This is a genomic window from Candidatus Dependentiae bacterium, assembly GCA_040878395.1.
In the GTDB taxonomy this organism is placed as follows: Bacteria; Babelota; Babeliae; order Babelales; family Vermiphilaceae; genus JAKBEL01.
On sequence record JBBDMI010000014.1, the window covers coordinates 1 to 12,240 of the forward strand.

A 12,240-nucleotide genomic window follows, 5' to 3' on the forward strand; every position below is an offset into this window, starting at 1 on the left:
TTACAGGATACTGGCTTTGATTTAAATTATGCACTTCAATATTGAATGTGCGTACTAAAAAAACTCTCTCTTTATTAAAAAACAAAGAACTTACGAATGCTACTTTAAAAAAAAATGACATTCCCACAAGTGATGGCGAAAACCGCTCCTTTTTTTCTGCTCTTGCCTTTGTACAACAGGTCAGTTTTCCACTCGTGATAAAACCGACATATGGTACACTCAGCCAAGGTGCACATTTCCCTATCAACTCTTGGCCACATTTTGTATATGCATTTTTTGCCTCCAAAAGATATGGATGGCACACCATGGTGGAAAAATATTATAGCGGCAAAAGTTACCGTATTGTAGTTACTCAAGATAACATGCTTGCAGCGGCACACAGGCTCCCTGCCAATGTAATAGGAAACGGTAAAGATACAATTAAACAGTTAATACAACAAAAAAATAAAGACCCTAGACGCAAACCAAAAGAAATTCAAAATACGACATTGCACCATGTGATAATCGATAATAACACCACGCGCATGTTACGCCAACAAAACAAAACATTACATTCTATACCCGCACAAGACGAACAAATTTTTCTTGAACAAAAACTACTCCTTTCCCGCGGAGGTGATGTCATTGATATTACTGATCAAGTTCACCCAAAAAATAAAGCGATGTTCATCAGAACAGCAACTGTTTTAGGCGCAAACTTGGCTGGCATCGACTGCATTATGACAGACATATCTCAACCATGGAACGAACAAGAGACCGGCATCATCGACGTAAATGGGAAACCATATATTGATATGCATCATTTTCCCTCTCAAGGAATTACTCGTAATATTGCAAAATCTATAGTATCTCTGCTTGATGATATCCCCTCAGGAATATATCTATAAAGGGTTTTCCTCATTATAAAAAAATAAATGAACAAAATCCTTTATTCTGGGTAAAAAGCACGCAACTTTTAAACATAATCTATTATTACGTAATGCTTTATGATAATCTTGAAACTGTATAAATATACATAAAAGAAAAATCCAAAAATAGGTTACATCATGCAAAAAAGATATAGTGACATAGAAATAATAGCTTGGACTAGGCGTCGAGAAGGCAGTCGCATACATACATCTGCTGCACTTAGCGAAATTGAGTATATACTCAGCCTATTGTCATTAGATAGTGATCTGATCAATCAAGGCGATGCTGAAAATGCCACACCATTACATTATGCATGCGCAGTCGGCAGCCTGGACACTGTTATATCTTTAATTCAGCATGGCGCCAATATAAACGCAACAAACTTTCATGACGAAACACCATTGCTTTGGGCACTTCTGGAATCTGATATCAAAAAAAGACACGGCAAAATTACATATTTAATTAAAGCCGGTGCGGATATCAACAAAGCAAATGTCGAAGGCGAAACTATAGCACATCAAGCATTTCGCGATCCAATACTATTACTGCACCTTCTACAACATGCAGCTAATCCAAATGCAAAGAATATCTTCGATTGGACACCACTCCATTATGCAATGCTATTTGAAGACTCTATCGAAAGCGCAAAACACCTTATTGATCATAATGCGAATATTAATAGCCCGGACGATGAAGGCTTTACGCCATTACATTTAGCAGCGAAATATAACAATATAGATGCTATCAAATTACTCATCTCATCAGGTGCTGACCTGACCATACAAAATAAATATGGACAAACAGCCTATGATCTTGCTTGTAGCTTGGAATTAGATAATAAAATTTTGGACAGATTAAAGTAATATGAATTCGACCTAAAACAGCACAAACACATTTAAATAAACAAACTTTTTTGGCCAAGTATTCCTCAGCCTGTCCTTTGTAGTTCTTTAGTCCGGTATAACTTTATGTAACGATGGATTAACGAAACAGGAAGACCACACCGATCACCGCTGGATCCTCTGCGCCTGTCCGCCATAGCCTTGGCGTCGGCTGGGAGGATGCCAAAATGGGCAAATTGCTTTGTTCTTTGCACCTGGATTATTACATTTTATTTAAGAATTTTTTGAACATACTTAGTGACAAAAATAACGTCTTTTACAATACACAAAGAACTATTCAGATCGAACTCATGTTAAAATAAAACTACTCAACTGTCACTGATTTTGCTAAATTACGTGGTTTGTCAATTTCACAACCTAACACTTTTGCAACTTCATATGTAAAGTACTGCATTAAACCACTCATGGCCAATGGCTCAAGCATCGGTTTTACACGCGGCAATACAAATGCAGTTTCAGCTAAATCATAGAGCTCATCTTGGCCTTCAAACGCAAATACCACAATATGCCCACCTCGAGCTTTTGCCTCTTGTGTATTTGCAACCAATTTTTGATAGATTATTGGATCTTGTACTGAAAAAACAAATACCGGCGTTTGCTCATCGATCAAAGCAAGTGGCCCGTGCTTTAATTCACCTGCCGGATAACATTGAGCAAAATTATAAGAAATCTCTTTTAGTTTAAGCGCAGCCTCCATCGCAAATGGATAACTGATATTACGCCCTAAAAAGATACTTTTACTAAATTGTGCATATTTTGGTGCTAATATTTTTTGTATCACACGTTTATAATTTTCAATACCATTTTCTAACACCTCACCAATAACCAATAAATCTTGCTCTGCAGCCTTAAGCCCTTGTTCATCAATAAGTTTTTTTTCAAATGCAATGCGATGCGCCAACCAATATAATGCAGTCAATTGCGTTGAAAACGCTTTGGTAGAAGCGACTGCAACCTCTTGACCCGCTTGCGTTAAAAGAAATCCATCAGCTTCGCGAACCATAGTGCTTGACGCAACATTAGTTATTGCCAATGTTGGCACATTAAATACTTGCACCATACGTAATGCTTCCAAAGTATCAGCAGTTTCACCTGATTGAGAAATAGCAATCTGCATAGTATGCTTCTCTTTGAAAAAGTGCATATAACGCATTTCAGATGCAAGGTAAACTTTGGTAGGCACATTGCATAATGTTTCAAAAAAGAACTGTGCAATACGAGCTGCATGCCATGAAGTCCCACAGCCAACCATTGAAATGCTTTCTAACTGTTGAATCTGTTCTGCTGAAATATCAATGTGGTTCCATAAATCAGCACTCCTTGAAGATAAAAAATCGACAGTATCATGGATTGCTTTTTTTTGTTCGTAAATCTCTTTGAGCATATAATGCTCATGACCATTTTTTTGATGTGCTTGCCAATCTGAAGTAATATCTTGCATAAGAAGTGGCTTTGGATTGCCCAAAAAATCGTACAGTTCAATCATATCAGACTTCACTATGGCAAAGTGCTCATCAGGAATAAATAAAACTTTTTTTGTTTTATCTGCAAATGCTATAATATCTGATGCAATAAACATTTGACCATCACCAACACCCACACACAATGGTGAACGTTTACGCACCAACAACATTTGATCCGGTTTTGACTGTAAAATTGAAATAAACGCATAAGCGCCATTCAACTGCTTTACCAAATCAACAATTGCAGCTTTAAATGTATTATGCGTTAAAAGGAGAGACTCTAATAGATGAGCAATAATTTCAGTATCAGTTTCTGAATGAAATATATGACCGGTATTTACTAACTGTTGCTTAAGCTCATGATGATTTTCAATAATACCATTATGCACAATTGAAACGGTCTTATTGCAATCAAATTGAGGATGCGCATTTGTTGCTGTAGACTTGCCGTGCGTCGACCAACGAGTATGTCCAATGCCAATAAAACCATCAATTGGAGACAGTTCACATTTTTGCACTAAGTTACTCAAACGCCCTTCTGCCTTACAATACAACAGTCTATGATCATCCGGATGCAAACAAGCAAAACCTGCTGAATCATATCCACGATACTCAAGACGAGAAAGACCTTCAAAAATAAACTCACGGCTATAGTTTTTGCCTACATACCCAACAACACTACACATCCTTTTGCTTCCTGTACTAATGCTCTCTGATACAACTTTAAACTACCCTAACATACCAGAAATGATATGTATGTGAAATTTAACGTTTAACGAATTGGAATTTACGACGTGCGCCAGGTTGCCCAGGTTTTTTACGCTCTTTAAGACGTGAATCTACAGTTAGTAAACCATGTTTTCTTAAAAGCACACGTAATTCTTCATTTTGTTGAACAAACGCACGAGAAATAGCTAATTGAATAGCGCCTGCTTGAGAATGAGTTCCACCACCTTTAACAGTGATTTGAACATCATATTTGTCACCTTGTGGGATAACTTTTAGAGGAGTTGCGGCTTCAAGGCGAGCGATATCTGTTTCGAAATACTCTTTGTAATCACGACTGTTAACCAAAATATTACCTTTACCACGACGTAACCATGCACGTGCAACAGATGATTTACGACGCCCTACACCGTGAGCTAAAGGAGCTCCAGATTTTGCTTTTGCTTGAATCTTTGCCATAATATTTTGAAAACCTTATACAATTTGAAACATTTTTTATCCACAATATACGATTATTATAATTGATTGGATGAAAATGTCAATGTAACCTCTCGTTAACTTATGGCATAAAAAAAGAGCTTTGCAATTCGTGCAAAACCCTTTAAATCAACTAAATTTTGATATTATCTTGATGGCGTAAAATTAAATATAGGTATTCCTGCACTTTCAAATCCTTCACGAGCAAGCCCACAAGCAGCAACCGCTGCTACAAATTCACGCAATCTCAATTCTTGAGCGCCAGTTGCACATTGCTTTAGACCTAAATAAACGGTACCTAAAGCAGCTCCGGAACCCAATATATTTTTAATCATTTTGTCATCTGCGCCACCTGCATATGCAAGCATCGCTGTACACAACGTTGAAGCGGCAACATTTTGAAAATCTTCTGCAAAAGAGGCTCTTTGACGACGACCATTTTGCCAGTCATTATATGAATTTCTTATTCGTTCCAAGGCCCATCCGCCACCAACAAGTACACAAATTCCTTTTGCCAACATTGGCACCAAATCAGCCGGGTCATTATTGCGTGCTTGCACATTACTGCTCATTAATCCCATCAAGCACAAACTCAACAATAATTGCTTTTTCATCATAAAAAACCTTTGATGTAAATAAATGAAATATTAAAAACCTACTGTGCAGAAGTATACTCTGTTTTATATGAAAAATAAAAAGGATGCCCAAAATTAAAGACCATGAATATTATTGCTCTAAATCATTTTGTTCTTCAAATGCCTCTTGACACAACAGACAACGAGTTGCATTAGGATAATATTTCAGACGTTTATCAGAAATTGCCTTACCACAGTCAACACACACACCATAGCTGCCCTCATTAATCATTTCCAACGCTTGTATCACACGTTTATATTCAACATTCTTATTATCATGCAATGAAGCCTTTAAACTCTCCATAGTTGAAGCAAGTGCTTCATCAGCACTATCTTGCACTTGGTCATCAGAAAATTTTTCTTGATAAGAGCCGATCATTTCCTCTTCTAATTCAAACTTTCTTGCTTCGAGATTTTTTCTTATTTTCTCTAGCTTTTTTTTTGATAATGCTTCTTGTGACATACTCTTACCTTTTCTTTTTAAAAAATTGCTTTAATAATTTTGCTGATTCTTCATGCATAACTCCCGGAATAATCTCCACAGTGTCATACTTGTATACCGAATCAATTCCTTGTTTGTCAAGCTGATATCCAAACACCGGTGAATCCGCACCGTAAACGACTCTTGCTAATCGATGCAATAAAATTGCATACATACACATCGCACACGGCTCAAGCGTTACATAAATCCAACAATTTAATAATCGCCAATCTCCTAACTTCTTGCCCGCTTTTTTTAACGCTAACAATTCTGCATGTGCGCATTGCGTATCTTTTTGTTCAACTTTATTATATGCACGCGCAACAACAGTTCCATCACAAACAATAACCGATCCAACCGGCACTTCATCTTGATCAAATGCTTTTTTCGCTTGTTTCAATGCCTCTTTCATATATCTTATATCGATCATTTTTTGAGTATTTGCACCTGTCATCATTTGTTCCTTGCTGAATCTGACTCATCAAACTTTATATATCGAACTGAGCAGAGTAGAAAAAATACGGTTTTTTGTCTATACTCGAGTATAATATATTAAAGATGGTTGCAATAGCCATCTACCTATATTACGGTATTATAAGTTTGTACTTATCAAAGAACATGTAAAAAATTTTTTTAGCCTGCCAGGAGATCTACATGGCACAGCCCGACGATAAAAAAATAAATGAATACAAGGCGAAATCGATTCGCGTCATGGAAGGGTTAGAGGCGGTTCGTAAACGTCCTGCAATGTATATCGGGTCGACCGGTCCGCAAGGTTTACATCATTTAGTATATGAAGTTGTAGACAACTCTGTCGATGAAGCACTTGCCGGTCATTGCGAAAACATTTTTGTTATGTTGCATAATGATGGCTCAGTAACAGTAAAAGATGACGGACGTGGTATCCCGACAGATATTCATCCAACTGAAAAAATTTCAGCCGCTGAAGTTGTACTCACCAAGTTACACGCCGGTGGTAAATTTGATAAAGATAGCTACAAATATTCCGGTGGATTGCATGGTGTAGGTATTTCAGTAGTAAATGCCCTATCGAAAAGGCTAGATTTAACCATTTTTCAAGATGGCAAAATATATCAACAATCATTCAAACGTGGCAAACCGCAAGGACCTCTAAAAGTGACCGGCACAACTGATAAGCGCGGCACCGAAATCCGCTTTTGGCCGGACGAAGAAATCTTTAGAGAAACAACTGAATTCAGCTTTGATACCTTATCAGCTCGCTTACGTGAATTAGCATTCTTAAATAAAAATCTGCGCATTGTTATTGAAGATGAATCCAACAATAAAAAACATGATTTCTATTTTGAAGGCGGTATTGTTTCATTCGTTGAACACATTAATAAGAAGAAAATCCCACTCTTTAAAGATGTAATCTTTATAAGTGGTGAAGACGACAAATACCTTCTTGAAATTGCAATACAATATAACGATGGTTATAGTGAAAACCTCCAATCATTTGTAAACAACATCAACACCGTTGAGGGCGGTACCCATGTTGCCGGATTTAAATCTGCACTTACAAAAGTAAGCAACAAACGCGCACAAGCATTAAACGTTCTCAAAAAAGGTGAAACCTTCTCTAGTGATGACACCCGTGAAGGCTTAGTCGGTGTTATTAACATTAAAGTTCCTGAACCTCAATTTGAAGGCCAAACAAAAACAAAACTGGGCAACAGTGAAGTTAAAGGCTTAGTTGACTCATGGGCATTTCAAGCACTCGATACTTATTTTGAAGAAAATCCTGCTGTAGCAAAAAAGATTTTCCAAAAAGCTGAAGTTGCAAAACGTGCACGTGAAGCTGCAAAAAAAGCACGAGAAATAACCAGACGTAAAACCGCACTTGAATCTTCAATATTGCCTGGTAAATTAGCCGACTGTTCTGATGAAAACCCGGCAAATACTGAACTATTCATAGTTGAGGGTGATTCTGCGGGTGGTTCAGCAAAAATGGCACGTGACAGACACACACAAGCAATTTTACCTTTACGCGGTAAAATCATTAACGTTGAAAAAGCTCGTATTGATCGTGCATTGTCAAACGAAGAGATAAAAGCAATTATTGCTGCCGTTGGCGCAAGTATGGGTAAAGATTTTGATGTAGAAAAAGCTCGCTATCATAAAATTATTTTAATGACCGATGCTGATGTTGACGGATCACACATTCGCACATTACTACTGACCTTCTTTTTCCGCTATATGAAACCGCTTATCGAACATGGTTATTTGTATATTGCACAACCACCTTTATATAAAGTTAAGATCGGCAAAAAGCAACAATATCTCAAAGATGAAAAAGCATTTACTGCATTTCTCTTTGATTGGCTAAAAGAACAATCAACACTATCAATTGGCAAAACAACACTTACTGATGATGCATGGCATACATTACTTGATAACATTACTGCTTACAGTGATCAACTGCAAAAAACCGGCGCTCATTTCCGTGTAAGCTCAAAACATGCTCATAAATTAGTTTGGTGTATGTATCAACACAAATGGGAGCCACAAGACACCATTGAAAAACTTCTTGAAATCTTGCGCAGCTGTTTTGTCGACAATGCAATCAGCATAGAACAACAAGAAAGTTTAACGCCTGAAAATGAAACTCTACAAGAAACATTTGTGATCTTCAGACATCAAGGGCGCCAATGGAAAGTGGAACTTGACTTCTTCTCATCCCCTGAGCTGAAGACTCTAGTTGATCTTTTTGAGCCCCTTCTTGAAATCCAAACTAAACCATGGCAATTAAGCGTTGTTGGCAAAGAACGTACAGCTGAAGGCACCGGCTATAATGCATTGATGCAATCAATCAATACTATTGCAAAACCATACATGAGCATTCAACGATACAAAGGTCTTGGTGAAATGAACCCTGATCAATTGTGGGAAACTGCAATGGATAGAAAATCACGTGAACTTCTTAGGGTTAAAATTGAAGATGCCATAGAAGCTGATTCTTGGTTCACCACATTGATGGGTGATGACGTTAAGGGTCGTAAGCATTACATCGAAGAATATGGCCAATTTGCTAAAAACTTGGACGTATAGCACAAAAGAAATAGTTAGAAATACTATCAAGAAATATCATTTTAGTGCGCCAATTAATTTGGCACACTAAAATGATCAAAAATAAAAAAAGTGAATTTTATTCAACAATGCATGAATTCTATCTAAGATTTTTTTTTAAAATAACAACTTAAGAGCTTATCTGAGAAACATTAGTTCCTTTGATCAAATTCACCTTAAAATAGCCTATCGTACAAAGTGTATAAAAACATCAAAATATGACACCTCTTTTAGTTTTTTATATATTGCTATATCCTAACAAAAACTAAAACTATCGAGGTCTATATGAAAAAACTATTAATACCTATATTCATGCAATTACCATTACTGGCAATCCCACCGCTAGCTCCCGCACTCTATGTTCCTGCAATTGTCTCCACTCATGCACAAGTCATGCCGCATACATTAACTATGGATGAAGAACAACCAAAATATCCTTCTTTAAAGGATATGAAAAATCGGTGTGTTCAATGCAACAATCATCCCCTCACACAAAAATGTAAAGAAGCTGCACCACTTTGTGCTGTAATGCTTGCCGGTTCTTGCTGCATTATGCTTTGTACAACCATAACACCAATTGCCTGTATCGAATGCATCAAGCACACCGGCTTTGGCCTCACTTTATAAATTCATATACCATTAAATACTTGCTTCACTTCTTTTTAAGATGCTACATACAAAATAAATCTTAAAAAAAAGGAAGCCCAATGCTCAAAAAAATTATCTCCGTCAATGTAAACAAATCACCACTTGATCAACCCACTCCATTACACAATCGTTGGCATCCGGATATCCCTGCTGTTGCACATGTAAAACCGGGCGATGCATTCCGCATTGAATGTTTAGACTGGACTGGAGGACAAATAAAAGATAATGATTGTGCAAATGACATTCGCGATGTTGAGCTGGATCAAGTTCATTATTTAAGCGGTCCTATTGCAGTTGAAGGCGCTGAACCCGGAGATCTACTAGTTGTTGATATTTTAAACATTGGACCTCTTTATGAATCTCAATGGGGCTTTACCGGCATCTTTTCAAAAAATAATGGGGGTGGTTTTTTAACTGACTATTATCCAGATGCAGGCAAAGCAATTTGGGATCTTGAAGGTATTTATGCAACCTCACGTCACATACCTGATGTACGTTTTGCAGGAATCATTCATCCGGGTTTAATTGGCACTGCACCCTCACACGAATTATTAAAAGAATGGAATCATCGTGAAAATATATTGGTATCAACCAATCCTGATCGCATACCCCCTCTTGCATGCTTACCAAACTCAAATGCAGCGTTATGTGGTCAATTGACAGGGGATAAATTATTAGAGGTTGCTGAGACTGGCGCACGAACTGTGCCTGGACGTGAAAATGGTGGAAACTGTGATATTAAAAATCTAACGCGAGGATCCCGCGCATTTTTTCCTGTCTTTATTGATGGTGCAAACTTATCAATGGGTGATATCCATTTTAGCCAAGGTGATGGTGAAATCACTTTTTGTGGTGCAATCGAAATGGCTGGATGGATTGAAATAAAAGTTGATCTGATTAAAAATGGCGTTTCAAAATACGATATAAAAAATCCAATTTTCTTAAGCAGCCCGCTTGAACCTCACTATACTGAATATATTACCTTTGAAGGTATTTCAGTTGACGCACAAGGAAAACAACATTACCTCAATGCGCATATTGCATACCAAAATGCATGCCTCAATGCGATTGCATATCTCAAAAAATTCGGATATACCGGCGAACAAGCTTATATGATTTTGAGCACGGCACCGGTTGAAGGTCGCATAAGCGGTGTTGTTGATATACCAAATGCAATATGCACCATATATATTCCAACCTCTATTTTTAATATGGATATACGCCCAAATCATGACGGACCTATAAAAAACGATCGCGGACAGATTGCACTATGCTCATAAACTCATTTGAGAGAACTTATCAAAGCTCTCTCACTATTCATTTCTTTATCAATTTTATATATACTGATATCTATGTTTAAAAAAATTAATACGTTTGTAACCAAACACCAACTGTTCAAAAAAGATCAAACAGTCATCGTTGGACTGTCTGGTGGTCCGGACTCATTGTTTTTACTGCACTATCTGGTTACAATAAAAAACAGTTACAACTTAAAGCTTATCGCAGTTCACCTTGACCACGAATGGCGTAAAAATTCAAATCAGGATGTTATATTTTGTAAAAAAATATGCGCCGAGTTCAAAGTGCCATTTACAAGCAAAAAACTGTCTGAACTTTCCATCCACATTAAACCAAGTGGTTCAAAAGAACAGGATGCCAGAAAAGCACGGCGTTACTTTTTTGAGCAAATAGCAAAAGAACATGATGCTGATGCAATTGCCCTTGCACAACACAAAGATGATCAAGAAGAAACATTTTTTATTCGTCTTTTACGCGGCGCAAGCTTAACCGGTTTATGCGGTATGTGGCCAAAAAAAGGTTTGTATATTCGCCCCTTATTAACAACTTCAAAAAAAGAAATCGTTACGTGGCTTAATAAACATCACATTAATTATCTCATTGACCCTACCAATATAAGCGACGATTTTTTACGCAATCGCATTCGTAATAAACTTATTCCCACTATTAATGAGATTGATCCTCGTTTTTCCGGTACATTAGCAAAGACCATGCAACGATTACAACAAACAGAAAACTTTCTGAAAAGACTCACTATACAAACATTTGATCATATCGCACAGCTTGATGAAAAGAAAATTTATATCATCAATAAAAAGGATTTTTTAATGCTTGATCCAATACTACAGTATCGCATATTGGTACATTGGCTTACAAAAGAAAAAGTACCATTTCCGATAACACAAGGGTTTCTTGATGAAATTATTCGCTTTCTTAAGCAACCTGAAAACAAAATCCATACGATTGCCCAAGATTGGCATATAGTTAAAAAACAGAACATATTTTATATTCAAACATAAAGATCTTATTCATGCAAAAACAGATAATTATTTTACTTACTTGCTTACATATTGGCATCATGCAAAGCGCTGCCCAAGGCATATCTCCTGTAACTACGCAATCGCGCCACATAAGATTTGTTGATGATTTTCATTTTCATGCGCTCCCCAACGGTTGCTATGCAAATACCTTAAAAGAAGGGCCTTACTTTAATGAAAACATTCCTGCAATAAAACATTTGCATACTGCTCTTAATATTTTATATTCGCACGCTCAATCAAACAAAGTGACTCTATCACAGAAAGAATCTTATCTAGGTGTTTGCAGCATGATTAGGCAAATAAGCAGTAAAGTTCCCTCAACTGCACCTGAATTACTGAAACAACTGCATGCATATCAACCTGTTATTACACATTTTAAAGCTCATACACCCTTGAATAAATCTCGTGCTTTCGCTATCACCGAAACATGGCGCGGTTTATTCCGTACGTGCACTACATGTGATATTAATTTACCCGAATTTACAAGGCAAATGCGTGAAGCACTCAACTCATTAAAACAAGATTTCGATAAAAAAAAATCTTTAGGTGAAAAACGTAAACGAGAATAAAGAA

The 12,240-nt window shown here is 37.0% G+C and carries 12 protein-coding genes; 7 read left to right on the forward strand and 5 right to left on the reverse strand.

The features are described 5' to 3' along the window. The first annotated feature begins 47 nt into the window (after window positions 1-47). Both WD055_05490 and WD055_05495 read left to right on the forward strand, forming a co-directional pair. The gene (locus WD055_05490; protein MEX0849658.1) at window positions 48-887 is read left to right on the forward strand and encodes a hypothetical protein; all 840 of its coding nucleotides are present in this window, start codon (window positions 48-50) and stop codon (window positions 885-887) included. A 159-nt stretch (window positions 888-1,046) separates the two neighbouring features. Continuing rightward, window positions 1,047-1,772 carry an ankyrin repeat domain-containing protein gene (locus WD055_05495; protein ID MEX0849659.1) on the forward strand — a complete coding sequence of 242 codons (726 nt, stop codon included), beginning with the start codon at window positions 1,047-1,049 and terminating at the stop codon, window positions 1,770-1,772. A 343-nt stretch (window positions 1,773-2,115) separates the two neighbouring features. Here the strand turns inward: WD055_05495 and glmS are convergent, their stop codons facing one another. The 5 genes from glmS to WD055_05520 all read right to left on the reverse strand — a co-directional run bounded on the left by glmS (window position 2,116) and on the right by WD055_05520 (window position 6,023). Further along, complete coding sequence (glmS, locus tag WD055_05500) at window positions 2,116-3,960, reverse strand: glutamine--fructose-6-phosphate transaminase (isomerizing) (protein ID MEX0849660.1); 1,845 nt, start codon at window positions 3,958-3,960, stop codon at window positions 2,116-2,118. Window positions 3,961-4,039: 79 nt separating this feature from the next. Continuing rightward, window positions 4,040-4,459, reverse strand: coding sequence for a 30S ribosomal protein S9 (rpsI, locus tag WD055_05505; protein MEX0849661.1), 420 nt, complete (start codon window positions 4,457-4,459; stop codon window positions 4,040-4,042). 164 nt (window positions 4,460-4,623) lie between these two features. Next, complete coding sequence (locus tag WD055_05510) at window positions 4,624-5,094, reverse strand: hypothetical protein (GenBank protein ID MEX0849662.1); 471 nt, start codon at window positions 5,092-5,094, stop codon at window positions 4,624-4,626. Between the two features lie 109 nt (window positions 5,095-5,203). Next, on the reverse strand, window positions 5,204-5,575 hold the full coding sequence (locus WD055_05515) for a TraR/DksA family transcriptional regulator (protein MEX0849663.1): 372 nt from the start codon (window positions 5,573-5,575) through the stop codon (window positions 5,204-5,206). A gap of 4 nt (window positions 5,576-5,579) precedes the next feature. Then, window positions 5,580-6,023 carry a nucleoside deaminase gene (locus tag WD055_05520; protein MEX0849664.1) on the reverse strand — a complete coding sequence of 148 codons (444 nt, stop codon included), beginning with the start codon at window positions 6,021-6,023 and terminating at the stop codon, window positions 5,580-5,582. A 224-nt stretch (window positions 6,024-6,247) separates the two neighbouring features. On the opposite strand from WD055_05520, the gene gyrB reads away from it, so the two are divergent. The 5 genes from gyrB (at window position 6,248) to WD055_05545 (ending at window position 12,236) form a co-directional block, all read left to right on the forward strand. Continuing rightward, window positions 6,248-8,662, forward strand: a complete 2,415-nt coding sequence (gene gyrB, locus WD055_05525; protein MEX0849665.1) for a DNA topoisomerase (ATP-hydrolyzing) subunit B — start codon at window positions 6,248-6,250, stop codon at window positions 8,660-8,662. 303 nt (window positions 8,663-8,965) lie between these two features. Further along, window positions 8,966-9,307, forward strand: coding sequence for a hypothetical protein (locus tag WD055_05530; protein ID MEX0849666.1), 342 nt, complete (start codon window positions 8,966-8,968; stop codon window positions 9,305-9,307). 80 nt (window positions 9,308-9,387) lie between these two features. Further along, the gene (gene fmdA / locus WD055_05535; GenBank protein MEX0849667.1) at window positions 9,388-10,608 is read left to right on the forward strand and encodes a formamidase; all 1,221 of its coding nucleotides are present in this window, start codon (window positions 9,388-9,390) and stop codon (window positions 10,606-10,608) included. A gap of 72 nt (window positions 10,609-10,680) precedes the next feature. Further along, window positions 10,681-11,646, forward strand: a complete 966-nt coding sequence (tilS, locus tag WD055_05540; GenBank protein ID MEX0849668.1) for a tRNA lysidine(34) synthetase TilS — start codon at window positions 10,681-10,683, stop codon at window positions 11,644-11,646. 11 nt (window positions 11,647-11,657) lie between these two features. Further along, on the forward strand, window positions 11,658-12,236 hold the full coding sequence (locus WD055_05545; protein MEX0849669.1) for a hypothetical protein: 579 nt from the start codon (window positions 11,658-11,660) through the stop codon (window positions 12,234-12,236). The last annotated feature ends 4 nt before the right edge of the window (window positions 12,237-12,240 follow it).